This window comes from Paenibacillus violae, assembly GCF_032461945.1.
GTDB classification, from domain to species: domain Bacteria; phylum Bacillota; class Bacilli; order Paenibacillales; family NBRC-103111; genus Paenibacillus_E; species Paenibacillus_E violae.
This window is the reverse complement of sequence record NZ_JAWCUD010000007.1, coordinates 122,142-140,491: the sequence shown is the minus strand read 5'-3', so window position 1 is coordinate 140,491 and position 18,350 is coordinate 122,142. Positions and strand designations below refer to the sequence as shown.

16 protein-coding genes are annotated in these 18,350 nt (G+C 47.2%); 10 read left to right on the top strand and 6 right to left on the bottom strand.

Annotated features, from left to right (window positions below):
* Positions 1-167 precede the first annotated feature (167 nt).
* From pdhA to lpdA, 4 genes are read left to right on the top strand one after another with little or no spacing between them, the layout of a single operon-like run.
* Entirely contained in the window at positions 168-1,250 is a 1,083-nt protein-coding gene (gene pdhA / locus RQP52_RS20290; protein WP_127455364.1) for a pyruvate dehydrogenase (acetyl-transferring) E1 component subunit alpha, read from the top strand.
* Between the two features lie 36 nt (positions 1,251-1,286).
* Positions 1,287-2,267, top strand: coding sequence for an alpha-ketoacid dehydrogenase subunit beta (locus RQP52_RS20285; protein WP_167067864.1), 981 nt, complete (start codon positions 1,287-1,289; stop codon positions 2,265-2,267).
* A 32-nt stretch (positions 2,268-2,299) separates the two neighbouring features.
* The gene (locus tag RQP52_RS20280) at positions 2,300-3,631 is read left to right on the top strand and encodes a dihydrolipoamide acetyltransferase family protein (protein WP_315953562.1); all 1,332 of its coding nucleotides are present in this window, start codon (positions 2,300-2,302) and stop codon (positions 3,629-3,631) included.
* Positions 3,632-3,635: 4 nt separating this feature from the next.
* The gene (gene lpdA, locus RQP52_RS20275; RefSeq protein WP_127455367.1) at positions 3,636-5,051 is read left to right on the top strand and encodes a dihydrolipoyl dehydrogenase; all 1,416 of its coding nucleotides are present in this window, start codon (positions 3,636-3,638) and stop codon (positions 5,049-5,051) included.
* Positions 5,052-5,140: 89 nt separating this feature from the next.
* Here the strand turns inward: lpdA and serC are convergent, their stop codons facing one another.
* The 4 genes from serC to RQP52_RS20255 all read right to left on the bottom strand — a co-directional run bounded on the left by serC (position 5,141) and on the right by RQP52_RS20255 (position 9,687).
* Positions 5,141-6,235, bottom strand: coding sequence for a 3-phosphoserine/phosphohydroxythreonine transaminase (gene serC / locus RQP52_RS20270; RefSeq protein WP_315953561.1), 1,095 nt, complete (start codon positions 6,233-6,235; stop codon positions 5,141-5,143).
* 281 nt (positions 6,236-6,516) lie between these two features.
* Positions 6,517-7,902, bottom strand: coding sequence for an ABC transporter substrate-binding protein (locus RQP52_RS20265; protein ID WP_315953560.1), 1,386 nt, complete (start codon positions 7,900-7,902; stop codon positions 6,517-6,519).
* 85 nt (positions 7,903-7,987) lie between these two features.
* Positions 7,988-8,809, bottom strand: a complete 822-nt coding sequence (locus tag RQP52_RS20260) for a carbohydrate ABC transporter permease (protein WP_315953559.1) — start codon at positions 8,807-8,809, stop codon at positions 7,988-7,990.
* Entirely contained in the window at positions 8,806-9,687 is an 882-nt protein-coding gene (locus tag RQP52_RS20255; protein WP_379170959.1) for a carbohydrate ABC transporter permease, read from the bottom strand. The genes RQP52_RS20260 and RQP52_RS20255 overlap by 4 nt, the downstream gene beginning before the upstream one ends.
* A gap of 291 nt (positions 9,688-9,978) precedes the next feature.
* Between RQP52_RS20255 and RQP52_RS20250 the strand changes: the two genes are divergently transcribed.
* The 4 genes from RQP52_RS20250 (at position 9,979) to lplT (ending at position 14,808) form a co-directional block, all read left to right on the top strand.
* A complete protein-coding gene (locus tag RQP52_RS20250) occupies positions 9,979-10,710 on the top strand; it encodes a glycerophosphodiester phosphodiesterase (protein WP_315953557.1) in 732 nt (243 codons plus the stop codon).
* Between the two features lie 110 nt (positions 10,711-10,820).
* A complete protein-coding gene (locus RQP52_RS20245) occupies positions 10,821-11,198 on the top strand; it encodes a VOC family protein (protein ID WP_315953556.1) in 378 nt (125 codons plus the stop codon).
* A 266-nt stretch (positions 11,199-11,464) separates the two neighbouring features.
* Entirely contained in the window at positions 11,465-13,624 is a 2,160-nt protein-coding gene (locus RQP52_RS20240; RefSeq protein WP_315953555.1) for an AMP-binding protein, read from the top strand.
* A gap of 14 nt (positions 13,625-13,638) precedes the next feature.
* Complete coding sequence (gene lplT / locus RQP52_RS20235) at positions 13,639-14,808, top strand: lysophospholipid transporter LplT (RefSeq protein WP_315953554.1); 1,170 nt, start codon at positions 13,639-13,641, stop codon at positions 14,806-14,808.
* Here the strand turns inward: lplT and RQP52_RS36510 are convergent.
* A complete protein-coding gene (locus RQP52_RS36510; RefSeq protein WP_379170956.1) occupies positions 14,729-15,016 on the bottom strand; it encodes a diacylglycerol kinase family protein in 288 nt (95 codons plus the stop codon). The two genes, lplT and RQP52_RS36510, sit on opposite strands and share 80 nt — an antisense overlap.
* 217 nt (positions 15,017-15,233) lie before the next feature.
* On the opposite strand from RQP52_RS36510, the gene RQP52_RS20230 reads away from it, so the two are divergent.
* Both RQP52_RS20230 and RQP52_RS20225 read left to right on the top strand, forming a co-directional pair.
* Complete coding sequence (locus RQP52_RS20230; RefSeq protein WP_315953553.1) at positions 15,234-17,006, top strand: methyl-accepting chemotaxis protein; 1,773 nt, start codon at positions 15,234-15,236, stop codon at positions 17,004-17,006.
* Positions 17,007-17,282, top strand: a complete 276-nt coding sequence (locus tag RQP52_RS20225) for a hypothetical protein (protein WP_315953552.1) — start codon at positions 17,007-17,009, stop codon at positions 17,280-17,282.
* Here the strand turns inward: RQP52_RS20225 and RQP52_RS20220 are convergent.
* Positions 17,279-17,968 carry an endonuclease domain-containing protein gene (locus RQP52_RS20220; RefSeq protein ID WP_315953551.1) on the bottom strand — a complete coding sequence of 230 codons (690 nt, stop codon included), beginning with the start codon at positions 17,966-17,968 and terminating at the stop codon, positions 17,279-17,281. The genes RQP52_RS20225 and RQP52_RS20220 overlap by 4 nt on opposite strands.
* Between the last annotated feature and the right edge of the window lie 382 nt (positions 17,969-18,350).

Sequence of the window (18,350 nt, the reverse complement as noted above, 5' to 3'; positions counted from 1 at the left end):
CATGTTAACTGTATTATATATTTTCCTAAACTGTACTATTCGCTTCCACGAAAAAAGGTCATATATCATAAGGATAGCGGTGTACAATTCACAAAAACAGGTTTATAATAATACTATAACAGAAGTGTAGCTAGCAGGCATCAAAATCATATAAGAGGTGAAATGGTATGAGTAAGCCACTTGTCAGCCAAGCAAATTACGAAGTGACCACAGAAAAGGTTGAGCCTTTACAAGTACTGGCTCCAGACGGCACAGTTGTAAATCCCGACAAAATGCCTAAACTTAGCGATGACCAATTAAGAGAGTTAATGAGAAGAATGGTATTCACACGTGTTTGGGACGAAAGAGCCGTTAATCTCGGTCGTCAAGGACGTCTTGGTTTCTATGCGCCGGTATCCGGACAAGAAGCTTCCATGATCGGTAGTGAATTTGCTTTAAATAAAGATGACTTTATTTGCCCGGGTTACCGCGATATGCCGCAGCTCGTATGGCACGGACTTCCGCTTTACCAGGCATTCCTATATTCCCGCGGACACCAACATGGCGGTCAAATTCCGCAGGATGTTCACGTTCTTATGCCGCAAATCATCATTGGTGCACAAATTCTGCACGCAACTGGTGTAGCTATGGCATTCAAAAAGCGTAACCAACCTCGTGTAGCGATTACGTACACTGGGGACGGAGGAAGCTCTGAAGGAGATTTCTACGAAGGTTTGAACTTTGCAGGAGCATTTAAGCTGCCTGCCATTTATTTTGTACAAAACAATGGTTATGCGATCACAACGCCTTACTCCAAACAAACAGGAGCACTTTCTGTTGCTCATAAAGCACTTGCTGCAGGTATCAAAGGCGTGCAAGTAGATGGTATGGACGTTCTGGCTGTTGTTCAAGCTGTGTCTGAAGCTGCTGAAAGAGGCCGCAAAGGCGAAGGCGCTACATTGATTGAGGCATTGACGTACCGTTACCGTCCTCACTCCTTGGCCGACGATACGACGAAATACCGTACCAAAGACGAGGAATCCGATTGGGAGCCGAAAGATCCGCTTACGCGCATGCGTATTTTCCTGACCAAAAAAGGTCTGTGGAGCGAAGAAGAAGAGGCGAAAGTGAAAGAAGAAGCAAAAGCAACTGTTGCTGAGCACATTAAAAAAGCTGAGGAAACTGAGAAAATGACAGTTCCGGGCTTAATCGATTCCATGTTCGAAGTTACACCTTCCCATCTCGAAGAACAGAAACAAGCGTATAAATAAAATCTGGCAAAAACTCTTAGGAGGCACGGAGAAGTCATGGCACAAATGACGATGATTCAAGCGATTAAAGACGCAATGCGCGTTGAACTGGAAAGAGATCCAAATGTAATTTTGTTCGGCGAAGACGTTGGCCATGTTGGTGGCGTATTCCGTGCTACAGAAGGTTTACAAAAAGAATTCGGCGAAGACCGCGTATTCGACACACCACTTGCTGAGTCTGCTATCGGCGGACTTGCAGTAGGTCTTGGCGTTCAAGGCTTCCGTCCAATCGCTGAGATTCAATTCGTAGGTTTTATTTACGAAGCGCTTGACCAAATTTGCGTGCAAGCAGCTCGTATGCGTTACCGCTCCGGCGGCCGTTACAACTCACCAATCGTATTCCGTACGCCTTACGGCGGCGGCGTTAAAGCGGCTGAGCTTCACACGGATGCACTTGAAGGTCTATTGGTGCAAACTCCGGGGATTAAAGTTGTCGTTCCTTCCAACCCTTACGATGCGAAGGGCTTGCTCATTTCCGCGATTCGCGATAATGACCCTGTCTTCTTCATGGAGCATCTGAACTTATACCGCGCATTCCGCGCTGAAGTACCAGAAGGCGAATACACCATTGAACTTGGTAAAGCAAACGTTGTTCGTGAAGGTTCTGACGTAACCATCATTACTTACGGAGCAATGGTTCATACATCTGTGAAAGCAGCTGAAGAGATCGAAAAAACACAAGGTGTGAAAGTTGAGGTTATCGACCTTCGTACCCTGCTTCCGCTTGATATCGACACGATTGTCGCTTCGATCAAGAAAACGAACCGTGCGATTATCGTACAAGAAGCACAAAAAACTTCTGGAGTAGCCGCAGAGGTTATTGCTCAAATTAATGAAAAAGCAATCCTGCACTTGGAAGCTCCAGTTCTGCGTATTGCGCCTCCGGATACCGTTTATCCGTTCGCACAAATCGAAGATGCTTGGTTGCCTAGCCCAGCAAGTGTTATTGCCGGTATTAAACAAGTACTCGAATTCTAATTCATAGTCGAAGGTAACAGGAGGTAGTACACGTGGCATTGTTTGAATACAAGTTCCCAGAGCTTGGAGAAGGCATACATGAAGGCGAAATCGTTAAGATGCTCGTTAAAGCGGGTGACACCGTAACCGACGAAACCATTCTTATGGAAGTACAGAACGATAAAGCGGTTGTTGAAGTTCCATGTCCTGTAGAAGGCAAAGTCGTTAGCGTCGCTGTCAAAGACGGTCAAATCTGTACGATTGGCGAGCTCGTGATGACAATCGAAGTAACAGGCGAGATGCCGGCTGAGTCCATGCATCACAGCAGCTCCAACAACGCTGCGCCTGCGGCCGCAGCGGCACCTGCTGCTACAGCGGTAGCCGTAGCAGAGGCTCCTGCAGCAGCACCAGCAGTAGCTGCAGCAGCACCTGCGTCAGCAGCGCCAAGCGCTGGTGGCCGCGAAGTGCTTGCGACGCCTAGCGTGCGCAAGCTTGCAAGAGAAAAAGGCATCACACTCGCAGAGGTGACGCCTACAGGCAAGCACGGCCGCGTAACACGCGAGGACGTGCTCGGCTTTAACGGAGCGGGCAGCGCCGCGGCTCCGGCAGCAGCAGAACCAGCTGCAACGGAAGCAGCTGGCAACGCAGCACCTGCGGCTAGCACGCAGGTTGCTGTGGGCGATCGCGTAGAAGAGCGGGTTCCGTTCAAAGGAATCCGGAAAGTCATCGCGAACGCGATGGTGAAATCCGTGTACACGGCACCGCATGTGACACTGATGGACGAAATCGACGTGAGCGCGTTAGTCGCTCTGCGTGAGCGCACGAAGCCTCTTGCTGAGAAGAAAGGCGTGAAGTTGACTTACCTTCCTTTCATCGTGAAAGCATTGGTAGCGGCTTGCCGTCAATTCCCGGCGTTGAACGCAATGATCGACGAAGAAAAGCAAGAAATCGTCTACAAAAAGTACTACAACATCGGTATCGCAACAGATACAGACAACGGCTTACTCGTACCTGTTATCCATGATGCTGACCGTAAAAATGTATGGTCGATTGCCTCTTCCATCAAAGACTTGGCTACTCGCGGACGCGATGGCAAGTTGACTCCGAACGAGATGAAGGGTGGCACAATCTCCATTACGAACATTGGTTCCGTAGGCGGTATGTTCTTCACGCCGGTTATCAACTTCCCTGAAGTTGCGATCCTGGGTGCTGGCCGCATTACTGAAAAACCTGTCGTGAAAAACGGTCAAATCGTTGCAGCATCGGTGATGGCTCTTTCCTTAAGTTTCGATCATCGTATCGTTGACGGAGCGACAGCACAAAGCTTCTTGAACTACATCAAACAGCTCCTGGCTGATCCAGAGCTTCTCGTCTTGGAGGTGTAACAACATGGTAGTAGGAGATGCTTCTCTTGATATTGACTTGCTAGTTATTGGTGCAGGACCAGGGGGTTACGTAGCTGCCATTCGCGCAGCTCAACTTGGTCAAAGTGTCCTTATTGTAGATAAATCGGAGTGGGGCGGCGTCTGCTTGAACCGCGGCTGTATCCCTTCCAAAGCGTTGATCTCCGCAGCTCATACGTATGAGCATGCGCAGCACGCTGACAGCATGGGTATCTCTGTAGAGAACGTGAAAGTGGACTTTGCAAAGGTACAAGCTTGGAAAAACAGCATTGTTGCTAAACAAACGGGCGGCGTTGGCGCGCTGCTCAAAGGCAACAAGATCCAAACGTTCCAAGGCGAAGTGATGTTCATCAACGAGCACGAAGCACGTGTGTTCAATGATGCAGAAGCTCCGCGTTATCGCTTCAAGCACTGTATTATCGCGACGGGTTCCCGTCCGATTGAGCTGAAAGCATTCCCTTTCGGCGGAAGAATCATTTCTTCCACGGAAGCTTTGAACTTGCCTGAAGTTCCGAAAAGCATGATCGTGATCGGCGGCGGCTACATCGGAATCGAGCTTGGCCAAACGTATGCGAAGTTCGGTACGAAAGTAACTGTGCTGGAAGGTTCAGATCACGTATTGCCAGGCTTCGAGAAAGATTTGACGAAGCTTGTAGCACGCAACCTGGAGAAAGTTGGCGTTGAAGTTCATACAGAAGCGCTGGCACAATCCTGCACGAAAACAGAGAACGACGTAACCGTAACGTTCACAGTGAAAGGCGAAGAGAAACAAGTAACCGCTGATTACGTGCTTGTAACTGTCGGTCGTCGTCCGAACACAGACGGCGAGCTTGGTCTTGATCTGATTAACTTGAAAATGACGGACCGTGGTTTGATCGAAGTTGATAACCAAGGTAGAACCAGCATTCCGCATATCTTTGCGATTGGCGATGTTGTGCCTGGTCTTTCCCTGGCCCACAAAGCTTCCTATGAAGCAAAAGTGGCGGCAGAAGCGATTGCAGGTCACTCCAGCATCGTAGACTACAAAGCGATGCCGGCTGTTGTGTTCTCTGATCCGGAAATTGCCGGTGTAGGCTTGAGCGAAACGGAAGCAAAAGCTCAGGGGATTAACGTAACGATCGGGAAATTCCCTTATGCAGCTAACGGCCGCGCTAACTCTTTGAACGCAGGTCAAGGTTTCGTGAAACTTGTCGGCGACAAAGAAACAGGCCAACTGCTTGGTGGTCAAATTGTTGGTCCAGAAGCATCGAACTTGATTGGGGAGCTTGCTCTTGCAGTTGAGATGGGTGCTAACCTAGAAGATATCGCCCTTACGATCCACGCACATCCAACATTGACAGAAATGATCATGGATGCAGCGGAAGGCGCGCTTGGACACCCTATTCACCAACTTGGGAAATAAGCATCATCAGAGCGGTTTCCAATACCTTTAGATAAAAAGTCCCGAGAGCATGGCGCAAGCCGCTCTACGGGACTCTTTTATTTTTTTTTTTATCCGTTTCTGCGGGCAAAATCGAGCATGAACTCCGCTAAAGCTCGGCAGGCTTCAAGAGGGACCGCATTGTAGGCGGAAGCGCGCAGACCGCCAACGCTGCGGTGTCCGGCCAAGCCCTCAAAGCCATGGGTCTCGGATTCCGCGATGAAACGGCGTTCAAGCTCTTCATTAGCCATACGCCAAGTGATATTCATGGGAGAGCGGTCTTTTGCATCAATCATGCCCTGGTAAAAACCGCCGCTGGCATCAATGACCTCATAAAGGAGGTCGGATTTTGCAAGATTATGGCGTTCTAATTGTTCCACGCCGCCTTGCTTTTGCGTCCATTTGAGCACCAAATTGGTCATATAAATGGCATGGACGGGAGGCGTGTTGAACAGGGAATTGTTTTTGGCAAATGTGCTGTAGCGCATGATTTCCGGAATCTCGCTTGAAGCTTGCTCCAGCCAGCTTTCACGGATCACGACTACAGTGACACCAGCGGGTCCAAGATTTTTTTGTGCGCCGGCATAGATCATGGAGAACTTCGCGAGATCCAGTTTACGGCTCAGGATTTCGCTGGTCATATCGCCAACGAGAGGGATGTCGCCGACTTCGGGTATCTCCGCATAACGCGATCCTTCGATGGTATTGTTCATCGTGATATGCACATAGGCAGCATTTGGGCTGAGATCCGGTGCGTCCCAGGCAGGAATACCGCGATAACCTTGTTCTTTGGAGCTTGCTACGACATGGGTGCGACCAAGATAAGCCGCTTCCTTATAGGCTTTCTCTGCAAAGCTGCCAGTTAGAGCATAGTTAGCTGTTAGCTGTGGTCTTAGGAAATTCATCGGAAGAAGGGCGAATTGCGTGCTTGCCCCACCACCCATGAAAAGCACTTCATATCCTTTGGGCAAATTCAGTAGGGAAAGTAGGAGGAGCTGCGTTTCGTGGTTCAGTTCCTCGACCGTTTTGCTTCTATGCGACATTTCGAGCAAAGAAATTCCTTTACCCTCATAATCGACAAATTGCTGCTGAGCTTCTTCCAGAACGCCTAAAGGTAATGCGGCCGGACCTGGATTGAAATTGTACCTGCGTTTTGTTTGGTTCATGTGTATGGCCTCCCGTAACCGATTTTTGGACAACAAAAAACGCTCCTCATCCGATTGGGACGAGGAGCGTTTGCTCGCGGTGCCACCCAATTTAAGAAACATGATGTGCATGTTTCTCCACTTGGTTCCGCGGTAACGGGCGGTGCCGGTTAACTTAGCATGACTTTAAATCCAACAAGCATGCTTGGCGATAACGCCTCCGAGTTGGATTCTCATCATAGGCACGATCGAATATAGAAGTTGAATAAAGTATATGCTTCTTGTTTGAAAAGGTCAATGCTTTATTTTACTGTTTTGTTATAAGCGGCTAGTTTCTCAGCGATGGTTTTTGAAGCTGCATCCAAGGCATCTTTCGGTGATTTTTTACCCGTGAGTGCTTCTTCGATAGCTGTTTCAACGAGTTGACGAGCTTCTGGGAATACACCCATGACCGCGCCTTGCGTTGCTTTGTTCGCTTTCGTATTGTGCAGTTGGTCGATTGCCGTTTGGAATTGCGGGAATTTAGCTAAATTATCTTTAAGAATTTGCTCATCATAAGCTTTTTTCGTAATTGGGAAATATCCTGTGTTCACGTTCCACCATGCTTGCGTTTGCGGATTCGTCAAGAATTTGATGAATTCCCATGCGCCTTTTTGCTCAGCTTCGGATTTGTTGTTCAAGATATAGAGACTTGCGCCCCCAACAACAACACCGCCGTCTTTGGCATCAGCAGGTTTAGGCATAACGCTTGTTCCAACTTGGAATTTGCCTTCTGCACCAGTAACTATACCGCGTAAAGAAGCTGTAGAATCAAGTGTCATTGCAATTTGACCGGCTAGGAAAGCTTTTTTCGTATCATCGGTTTTACGACCAAGGTTCATGAGGGATTTGTTATCAACCATTCCCTTCCACCAAGTCAATGTTTTAACGCCTGCTTCATTGTTCAAAAGTGTTTCTGTCGCCGCAGCGGTACGACCGTTTCCGTTGTTCAAGAATTCTGCGCCTTGTCCAGCGAAAAACTGCTCCATGAACCAACCGTAAATTGCAAAGGATCCACCGGCTTTACCGTCTTTGCTCAGCGCTTGTGCGGCTTTTGCTACTTCTTCATACGTTGTTGGCGGCTTCTCCGGATCTAGACCAGCGGCTTTGAACATATCTTTGTTGTAGTAAAGGATTGGGTTGGATGTGTTAAAAGGCATGGAATTCAATTTATCGTCAACTTTGTAGTAATTCAAAATGTTTTCTTCTAGTTGGGAAAGGTCGAATTTGTCGGCATCAACGAATTTTTGAACCGGTGTAATCGCCTTGGAATCGATCATGAAACGCGAACCGATCTCGTAAACTTGAATGAGGGATGGGCCGCTTTTTGTATCCATGGAAGCTTTCATTTTGTTCAAGCTTTCATCGTAAGTACCTTGGAAGACAGCTTCAACTTGCACATTTTTCTGGGAAGCATTGAAATCTGCAACTAGCTTGTCGACAGCTTTGCCAAGTTCACCGCTCATGGAGTGCCACCAGATGACTTTAACCGGCTCTGCGGCTTTGGTCGGAGCTGCTGAAGCGGCAGTTGAACTTGCAGGTGCAGTACTGCTAGCTGGCGTTACTTCTGCTTTGCCGCATGCGCTAGCCAACACCATGGTGAGTGCTGTCATTGCGAGAACGGAAGTTCTTATGTTTACGGATTTCATTGATTTGTTTCTCTCCCTTTTTTAACTTTTTTTATTTATGGAAATCTGATTCAGCTAATATAGCCTGTCAGAACAGCCAACAAGATTAACCTTTCACAGCTCCAGCGGTGAGTCCACGGACGAGCTGCTTTAAACCAAGGATGAGCAAAATAAGTGATGGTAAGAGGACGATGGTTACGCCTGCCAAGACGAGGTTCCATACGGTTAACTCTTCAAATTGCAGCATAGCGATGCCGATTTGTGCAGTTCGCATTGCTTCACTGTTCGTAATGAGCAGCGGCCATAGATACATGTTCCATGCATTAAGGAAAGCATAGACAGCTAGTGTAGCAAGCGCAGGTCTTCCCAAAGGCAGTACAATCCGGAAAAAGATGCGGATGTGACCACATCCGTCGATACGCGCCGCTTCGAACAATTCTTTGGGCAGCTGCAGGAAAAATTGGCGCAGCAGGAAGGTACCGAATGCTGTTGCCAGGAAAGGAACCGTTAGGCCCTGCAGGCTATCGAGCCAATCCCATTTTTTGACCGTCAGATAATTCGGTATGATCGTGACTTCCCAAGGAATCATCATCGTCGCCATGAACAAAGAGAAGATGAAAGCTTTTCCTTTAAACCGGATATTGGCAAAGGCATAAGCGGCCATCGAAGAGGTCATCAGCTGCCCAATCATGATGATTAGTGAAACGATAAAGCTGTTTGTAATGAATTTGGCTATCGGAACGAGTTGAAAAACGGCCACTATACTGCCCACATAGAAACTGCTTGGCAAGAAGCGCGGCGGATAAGCCGAAGCTTCATCTGGTGTCATGAACGTAGCGGAAAATGTGTAAAAGATTGGATACAATACAAGGGCCGCTGCAATAGCTAATAGGATATAAATAAATGTTTTCTGTAAGGGACGGTTCATTGATAATGCACATTCCTTTCGAACACTTTGAATTGCACGAAGGTGAAAATCAGGATGATTGTGAACAGAACAAGGGCCTGCGCGCTTCCAGTTCCGAACCGGAAGTTAATGAAAGCATCTTGATACAAGTTATAAACGAGCACATCGGTCGAGTTAATTGGACCGCCTTTGGTCAGAATGTGAATCTGTCCGAAGGATTGGAAAGCGCCGATAATCGATACAATCGTGACGAAAAACACCGTCGGTGAAAGCAGGGGTAAAATGATTTGCACAAACGTCCGAACCGGCCCGGATCCATCGATTTTTGCGCTATCGTAGATTTCATCGGGAATGCCTTGAAGTCCGCTGAACAGGACGATGTAATTGAAGCCAAGATTCATCCATACAGTCATCAAGGAGACGGAAAGCAGTGCCCACCGAGGATCTGTTAGCCAAGCCACAGGCTCTAAACCTACAAGCTGCAGCAGGTAGTTAAGCATGCCGACGCTAGGATGAAAAAGCATCATCCAGATGACAGAGGATGTTCCTACAGACAGAACGACAGGAAGCGAGAAAATAAATTGGAAAAAACGCATCCCTTTCAGCTGATTGTGTGTGAGAGCTGCGAGCAGAAGCGCAAGGGCGATGCTGGTCGGTACCGTCAGAATGGTGAATAAACCTGTGACCTCCAAGCTTTTATAGAACTTCTCCGACGTGAAGATAGCCGTAAAGTTATCGAAGCCGACAAAGGAAGCCACCCTGCCTCTGGGATCGGTCTCATGCATGCTGAGATAAAAGGTTTGAATCAAAGGGTAGAACAGAAACACACCGAAAAGCAGCAATGACGGAAATAAGAAAATATAACCAAGCAGCGTCTCCGCCCAATTCGAGAAGAACATAGAACGACGGGGGAGTTCAGCACGTGTTGTTATTTTTTTTGGTGCATTTGTTAAGGTTAAATCTTGGTCCAGCGTACTCATGCAATGTCCTCCATAAAGAATATTAGGCTTGTTCGATCTCTATTAGGTTAACGTCCTGTTATTTGACCAGTGTTAAATAGATTTAAATGATTTGTTAATTTCATCTCGATGTTTACATAATATTTACGAAGATTTACTGGGCAAAAGCGGAGCTGCTCTACTATAATTTGAATATAAGTAGTTAATGAAGTTAGGAGAGTGTTACGTATAATGAGCAAACAACCACTTGTAATAGGTCATAGAGGAGCAGCCGGGGATGCACCGGAGAATACATTAAAATCTTTTGCTTTAGCTTTCGAGCAAGGAGCGGAAGGCATTGAATTGGATGTTCACCTGACGAAAGACGGCGAAATTGTCGTTTGTCATGACGGTACACTGGATCGCACGACGAATGGTTCTGGGCTAATTTGCGAAAAAAACTGGGATGAAATCAAAGAACTCGATGCCGGTTCATGGTTTTCCGAGGATTTCATCGGGGAAAGAGTACCTTTGCTGCGTGAGGTTTTTGAGCTTGTGCCACGTGGCTTCCTCATCAATGTGGAAGTGAAGCATGCGTATGAAGGACGAATGGAGAAGGCCTTGCTTGCCTTTTTGCGTGAAAGCGGCAGGATGGAAGACGTCGTTATTTCCTCTTTCGACCACAAAGTGATTAAGCGGATCAAGTTGGCCGAGCCTGAAGTAAAAGTGGGGCTGCTGTATGCCGCCAACCTATTTGACCATGCGGCTTATGCCCAGCAACTCGGGGTTGAGGTGCACTCTCTGCACCCTCAACATCATCATTTTGAAAAAGAAGACGGGGTATCGGCGGCAGAAGCAGGATTAGCCACGTATCCATGGACAGTGAACGTTGTAAGGGATTTTCAGAAGATGATCGATGCTGGCGTTTCGGGCATTATTACGGATTTTCCAGGCAAGCTTAATGCGTTATTAAAAGGTGAGTAATCGAAATAGCAGACTCTAGTTCCTCTATCACAGACGTACAGATGGATGTTCTATCGTCCCTTATACTGGTATGGTAGAATATGGGTATACCGGATTGGAAGGGGAGTTGTATGAACGGAAACATCTTAACTCAAATAGCGCAAATTTCTGTCAATGTCGTTGATATTGAAAGAGCTGTTGCTTTTTATCGCGATACTTTGGGCATGAAATTTATGTTTCATGCTGGGCAAATGGCTTTTTTTGATATCAATGGCATTCGTTTGATGCTCAGCCTTCCTGAGAAACCTGAATTTAATTATCCAGGATCGGTCATCTATTATAAGGTGGAAGACATTAAGCAGGCGTATGAAGCTTTCATCGAACGTGGTGTTACCTTTATTAGCCAACCACATGTCGTTGCAAAAATGGATCATATGAATATCTGGATGGCGTTCTTCCGGGACTCCGAGGGGAATACACTAGCACTAACAAGTGAAGTTTCGAATTAAATAACGTGCAAAAGGGACCGCTGCATACGGATGCTGTGGTCCTTTTTTAATAGTGGGAGAGGAGGGCAACAAAGGTAGCTGCAGTACGAATCCAGCGGGTGGTTGACAGTAGTACTAGGTAAAGTTAGTACTATCAGAATCGCAGCAAATGCATACAATGGGATTATGACCTGGTATTAAGAGAAGCCCAATAAATAAATGGATGCTTAATACGTTGTACCAAGGTTTTCTCAGATTTGCCATGCGAACGCTTAGGAGGAGTCACCATGATCAAATGGTTGTTTATTGTACTGTTAAAGCTTCTGCTTCCACTGCTGCGCCCTGTCATACTAGCTAGTTTTCGCGTAAAAGTGAAGGGGATGCAGCGGCTTGATTTTACAGATAAAACAGTGCTCATTCCTAACCATGTCTCATTGTTGGATGCTGTTCTGCTAGCGTTGATTCTACCCGAGGAAGTGGCCTTTGTCGTGAATACACGAATGGCCAAACGTTTTGCTTGGCCGCTCCATTTCCGTTCGCATATTCCAGTAGATCCACTCAACCCTTACTCGGTACGGAAAATGCTCAAAACGGTGCAGAGCGGTACGCCGCTTGTCATTTTTCCGGAGGGGCGCATATCGACCACGGGCAGCATGATGAAGGTGTACGGCGGCATTGGATATATTGCGTCAAGATCCCAGGCTCACATGGTGCCGATTGCGATTAACGGACTGGAGCATTCCAAATTATCGTATCTTCGTGGCAAAATGAAACAGATTTGGTTTCCGGCCGTTACTTTCACGATTGGGGAGTCTTTTCAAGTGCCTGTGAATGAAAAGCTGACGAGAAGAGTTCAGAAGGAGCGGGCAACAGAGTTCATCGGCAGCCGAATGCAGAGTCATTTGGTGGAAAGCCGGATGAAACCGGAGCTTAATTTATTCAATGAGATGCTCATAGCTGCCAAGCAGCATGGATTTTCCAAAATTATTTGCGAAGACATCCTATCAGATACGTCGATAAGTTACCGCAAACTGCTTTTAAGCAGCTATACGATAGCGGAGCGTTTGAAGGAGCTGCTGGGTAACCAGAAGCGAACAGCTGTCCTATTGCCGAATGCGGCGGCGCATGTCGTGACTTTATTTTCCTTATTCCGCTTAGGCATTACACCGGCGATTCTGAATTATACTGCAGGAAAACACGCCATGCTGGATGCCTGTGAAACCGTTTCGGCAAAGACAATTATTACGTCTCGGGCTTTTATCGAGAAAGCGGGGTTATCCGATTTTATCAACAGTGCCAGTGAAGTTTACTCGGTTATCTATCTTGAAGAGGTTAGAGAGAGTATAACTTTTCAACATAAATGGGTAGGAATTCGTAATCTCTTGATGAAAGTGCGAGGACCAGTCGGGGATGGGGAGAATGAGGTTGTTCTCTTCACATCAGGGAGTGAAAGCAAACCGAAGGGGGTTGTGCTGACGCACCGCAATATTTTTTCTAATCTTCAGCAGGCCAAAGCTGTGATTGCTTTCAATGCGGCTGATATCCTTCTCGGGGCGATGCCCATGTTTCATTCTTTCGGCTTAACAGCGGGGACGATACTGCCGGTACTTTCGGGCATGAAGGTGGTCATGTATCCAAATCCACTGCATTATAAAGTCATTCCAGAGATTGTATACGATCGCAATATTACTATTTTGTTCGGTACGTCAACGTTTCTATCGGCTTACGCGAGAACGGCTCATGCTTATGATTTTGCCTATGCGTTGAAATATGTCGTGGCTGGCGCCGAGAAGCTGAAAGAGGAAGTCCGTCAAACCTGGGCCGAAAAATTCGGCATACGGATTCTGGAAGGTTACGGTACGACGGAGACAGCGCCTGTCATTTCGCTCAATACGCCTATGCATGCTAAAAAAGGAACCGTAGGCCGTGTGCTGCCAGGTATTCAGGTTCGAATCGAAAAAGTGGATGGCATCGAGCTTGGCGGCAATTTGCTTGTCAAAGGTCCTAATGTGATGAAAGGGTATTTGATTCATGGTCAGGGTTTTGTCCCCTGCCCGGAATGGTACAGCTGCGGCGATATTGTGCAAATCGATGACGAAGGCTACATGTCGATTCAGGGTAGGATGCAGTCTTTTGCCAAGATTGGTGGGGAAAAAGTGTCGCTGCCAATGGTCGAAGAACTCGTGTTGCCAAGCTTGCCGCATCAAGCCGTGTGCGCAGCCGTTGCTGTTCCGGATGCACGAAAAGGAGAGCGGATTGTCGTATACCACAATAGCCCGGACATGCAGCTGCAGTCTCTTAAAGAATGGATGAAACAGAAAGGGCATCCGGGGATTTATATGCCTTCGGAGCTGCGATATGTAGAGAAATTGCCGCTTTTGGGCAGTGGAAAAGTAGACTATGTAACCATTAAGCGAATTGCGCTTGAGGAGCATCATGCATCCTAGGGGAGAGAAATGATATGAAAATGAAACCGCTTCAGACGCTCAATTTGACCCAATTTCTTTCCGCTTTTGCCGATAATATGATTCTCTTCATTACATTGGCGATTATTAAGCAGAATGCTTTTCCGGACTATTACATTGGTGTTGTTCAAGCAGCATTTCTTGTTGCCTTCGTTGTGTTGGCGCCTTTTGTCGGTGCGATAGCTGATAAGCACTCCAAATCCCGCATCCTTCTCGTTGGAAATGCCATCAAAAGCATCGGCATCATCGCGATGTTCCTTCATGTGGACCCGGCTGTCAGTTATGGGATCGTCGGCATCGGCGCCGCGGTGTATTCACCGGCTAAATACGGTATTTTGCCCGCGCTTACCCATTCCGATCATGAGCTGCTTCGAGCTAATGCACGTATGGAAGGTTATACGATCATGGCCATTTTGCTTGGATCTGTTTGCGGTGGTATTTTGGCGAAAATGTCGCTATTCGGTTCGATGATCGCCTGCCTTGGCTTGTACTTGTTATCTTTGCAACTGACGCTGCAAATGCCGAAGATGCAAGGCGATAGGACGATCCGCTATGGCAAGGCAGCGAGAACTTTCGTTTCCGACATGAGCTTCTTGTTAAAAGACCGAGCTACCCGTTTCTCCCTTGTCGGCACGGGCTCGTTCTGGATGACGTCCTCGGTTGTCCGGTTGGCGATCATCGCTTGGGTGCCTGCTCACCTTGGTATCCAGTCGGTCGATCAAATCTCTATGCTTGTCGCTGTAACCGGCGTAGGGATCATGATTGGGGCGTTGATGACACCGAAGCTGGTCCCGGCAAGGCGTTATTATAATTCATTTATATTTGGCATTCTTATGATCATCTGCATCTTGCTGTTCCCGCTAATCACCAATTTGTATATAACAATAGGGTTGCTTCTACTTGTAGGTTTCAGCGGCGGAGTGTTTATTGTACCAATGAATGCTGTGCTGCAAGACAGGGGTCAAGGGATGGTAGGCGCAGGGAAAACGATAGCGGTTCAAAATTTCCTGGAAAATGCGATGATGCTTGCCGGAGTCGGACTTTATACGCAAATTTCCAAGGATGGGCTGTCACCGGACCTGTCGATTACAGGGATTGCGTGTATCCTTGCCGGTTTTGTCGTGTATTTGATTGTACAGCGTGAACGTTTGAAACTTTCCGTTTAGGTGGCGAATCATATATCGTGCCATCCCCTCCGATTAAGAGGAGTTTGGTAACCGAATGTACCTGGATAAGAGAGCTGGCGAAATCTTTGGTTTCGCCAGCTTTTTGCGTTATTTTAGCCACATAGGGAATTTGGTTCTGCTCTAGAGAGGTTTCAAGCTCCTTCCAGATGTTAGTTCCTCTACCATGACCTGAAAGCGGATTCGCAATAAAGCCATTAATTGCATACCAAACATCCCCGATCTATAGGTGGAATGGTAGCAAATTACTAGGAAAATAGTTCTATGAATATACGTTTTATGGCGAATTTTGTCTTTACATAATGTTCACTTGTTTGTAAAATAAACCATAGGTAAATTAATTATTTTCTATGTAAGGTAATCTAACATACGTTAGAGGATCTGCATGTCGGGAGGAGAACTGGACTTTGAAATTCAACATGAGTTTGAATGTGAATCAACAAAAAAAGGCAAGAAATGTGAAAGCCAATCTGTCCGTCCTTCGCAACCTTAAACTGCGTTACAAACTGCTTTTCATGAATGCTATTGCTATTTTATTCCTGCTGATTGTAGGTATTACGGGTTATTACTTCATGGATAAGATGTCTAGCAATTCTACTAGAATGTACGAGGAAAGTCTGTTATCTGTCAAATGGATTAATCAGCTAAAAACGAACTTCAATGAAACCGAATCCAATTTGCTCGAAATGATGTTATCTGTAGATGTTAAATATAAAGGTAAGCTGAAGGCTAAACTTGACGAAAACAGCGCTATGAATCAGGAGCTTGTCACGAAGCTGGCAGGTATCCGGTTGACGGAAGAAGAGGCGGCTGCTTTCAAGGATTTTGAAGAGCTGAATAAGAAGTATCGTGAAATCGTTGCAATGACGATCGATCATGCTACCAAAAATAATCAAGTGGCTTACCAAGTTTATAATAATGAAGTGTCTCCGCAAGGTGATAAAACGATCGTGGCACTCGATAAATTGGTGCAGCTTAAAGAGACGGCGGCTGAAAATTTCCAGAAAACGAGCAGCAACGACTCTAAAACCTCCCACTGGTTCATCATTCTTACGATTGTTATCGCAATTGTTATTATGACGGTGAACGCAATGGCATTAAATATGATTATTACTACTCCGATTCGTAGATTGCAAGAGCATATGGAGAAAGCCGCTGGCGGAGATCTCTCTGTAAAAGGAGACTATCCTTACGAGGATGAAGTCGGTAAACTGACCGGTTCCTTTAATGTAATGACCGGAAGCCTACGCAGCTTGGTGTCCCAAATCGCAGATAATGCGCTAACCCTTTCGGCAAGCTCTGAAGAGCTTCTTGCCAGCTCGGAGCAAAGTTCGCAAGCTGCCAAACAGGTCGCGTCGTCAAGCCAGCAGCTTTCGGAGGATTTTGAGAAGCAGTTTACGGGTGTGAATCAAGCGAATGAAGCTGTGCAGCAAATGCTTAGGAGTACGAAGCTGATTGATGAATCTGCGCAAGAAGTAGCGAAATTAGTTGGACAAGCCACGGCTGCGGCGCAAAACGGTAAACGTTCTATCGTATCGATCGCAGGTCAGATGGGCGAGATTTCGGAAGCCGTGCAAGAAGTAAATGGCGTCATTGAAGCCTTAGGGAAAAATGCTCACAAAATTGGCGAGATTGTCAATGTCATCAATGAAATTTCCACGCAAACCAATTTGCTCTCTCTGAACGCAGCGATTGAAGCTGCACGTGCGGGTGAAGCAGGCCGCGGTTTCGCGGTTGTTGCTGGCGAAGTGCGCAAGCTTGCGGAGCAATCTGCTTCATCAGCGCGCAACATTACGCATCTGGTCTCGACGATTCAGAGACAGATCAACCACGCGGTAAGCTCCATGCAAGATGGAGCTGGCAAAGTGCAGGCCGGATTAACGATTTCCGGCGAGGCGCAAGAATCGTTCATTCACATTGAGACTTCCGTTGACGAAGTCAACGCGAAGGTGGAGAGTGTGAATCAGAACATTCACCAGCTGGTGGATGCTAATGTGCGCATCGAGCAGGTGATGGGCATTGTCAGCAGCGTTTCGGAAACGGGCATCTCCGTCAGCCAGGAGACATCCGCGGCTAGCCAGCAGCAGATGTCCACGACCGAGGAGATCGAGAATTCAGCTAAGTCACTGGCAGGACTAGCTGAGGAGCTGCAAATTTCGCTGCAGAAATTTACGGTGTAGTTGTGGACCGCGGGCTTAGGCTCGCGGTTTTTTGTTGTTTGGGGAGGCAGCCAACTGTGCCCGAGAGAGCCGAAAAGGCCGTCTCCGAAGGCGGAGTGGAAGAGTTGGAGCGCGAGCCGTCGTAAAAGGCCGTTTCAGCAGTGCAAGTCAGTCGGCCGTGAGCTCACAGCGCCTGAGAGAGCCGAAAAGGCCGTCTCCGAAGGTGGAGCGGAAGAGTTGGAGCGCGAGCCGTCCGAAAAGGCCGTTTCAGCAGAGGTCGCATTTACTATGGTTTAGTGATTGTTTTTCTCCCATATTGCGTACGCTTGTTCATGCAAATTGTAAGCGCGAATACACTTTCTACCGCCGCCAGCAGGCTTGAGCAATAATTTATCGGTCATTGCTTTTAGAACTTGGTAGGACTTACGTGAACCAACGTCCAGTAAAGCCGATACATCGTTTGGCTTTATAGCTCTGCCAATGTTGAGTGCAAAACGAATGACCTCCTTCTCCACGTAACTCAACTTCACATCCGTGGAAGCTTCGCGGCCCAGAAAGCGTCCCATGAATTGCTGCAGGATTTGTTCACACATGCGGGGGCGGTCTTTGACATCATCATAGGAAAAGCGGAGGATTTTCCAGCCGTCGATGATGAGATGGTTTTGGCGGATCCACTGGTCGGCGAATTGGCTGCGGCTGATCTGCGAGGCGTGAGGTCCGTAGCCATCAATTTCGATGGCTAGCTTCAGGGAGTGCCGCATAAAAGCAAAGTCGAGAAAACGAGTCCCGTCCCGAAAGTCTTTCACCTCATACTCAGGGTGCAGATCCGTGAAGCCGCAGAAGGCAGGCCACCAAACCTGCCGCAAAAATAACTGTTCAGCATGGCCATGGCCCTCCTTGAGTCTGCGATATCGTTCTCCTTTCCTACTAGCAAGATGCTTTGTAAGGAAATTCTCTAATGCAATGCGAAATTGCTTATCCACGTTGATACCCTCCAATCCATATATGAATAAAATAAGCCACCTCCCTGGATTCAGCAGTCCATGCTGGATCTAGAAAAGCGGCGTGTGCTTCACAGCCGAGTGAAATTACTTTCCATCATAGCATAACTAGTTTACTGCGAGTAAGACTGTTGACACTTTCATAACTTTCGTGTATATTAGATAGATTGATTGAAGTGAACCATATAAACACTTTAGACCAAACCTCATTTACCCCCATACGGACGATTAGCGAGTAGAAAGTAACCCCCTCTCCTTGTTTGTTTTTCTCCCAATGACGCAGTAAATTCAGCTCATTTATGGTAAACCCGAGGCAGTGTCATCGTGTTTCGGCAGCAGGTGTTTGTAAAGCAATTCGCACTGG

Excerpts from the sequence above, each read along its gene's own strand:
- RQP52_RS20240 (WP_315953555.1), top strand. The coding sequence starts at position 11,465 with ATGATCAAATGGTTGTTTATTGTACTGTTAAAGCTTCTGCTTCCACTG.
- RQP52_RS20245 (WP_315953556.1), top strand. The coding sequence starts at position 10,821 with ATGAACGGAAACATCTTAACTCAAATAGCGCAAATTTCTGTCAATGTC.
- lplT (WP_315953554.1), top strand. The coding sequence starts at position 13,639 with ATGAAAATGAAACCGCTTCAGACGCTCAATTTGACCCAATTTCTTTCC.
- RQP52_RS20285 (WP_167067864.1), top strand. The coding sequence starts at position 1,287 with ATGGCACAAATGACGATGATTCAAGCGATTAAAGACGCAATGCGCGTT.
- pdhA (WP_127455364.1), top strand. The coding sequence starts at position 168 with ATGAGTAAGCCACTTGTCAGCCAAGCAAATTACGAAGTGACCACAGAA.
- RQP52_RS20265 (WP_315953560.1), bottom strand. The coding sequence starts at position 7,902 with ATGAAATCCGTAAACATAAGAACTTCCGTTCTCGCAATGACAGCACTC.
- serC (WP_315953561.1), bottom strand. The coding sequence starts at position 6,235 with ATGAACCAAACAAAACGCAGGTACAATTTCAATCCAGGTCCGGCCGCA.
- RQP52_RS20260 (WP_315953559.1), bottom strand. The coding sequence starts at position 8,809 with ATGAACCGTCCCTTACAGAAAACATTTATTTATATCCTATTAGCTATT.
- RQP52_RS20250 (WP_315953557.1), top strand. The coding sequence starts at position 9,979 with ATGAGCAAACAACCACTTGTAATAGGTCATAGAGGAGCAGCCGGGGAT.
- RQP52_RS20255 (WP_379170959.1), bottom strand. The coding sequence starts at position 9,687 with ATGTTCTTCTCGAATTGGGCGGAGACGCTGCTTGGTTATATTTTCTTA.
- lpdA (WP_127455367.1), top strand. The coding sequence starts at position 3,636 with ATGGTAGTAGGAGATGCTTCTCTTGATATTGACTTGCTAGTTATTGGT.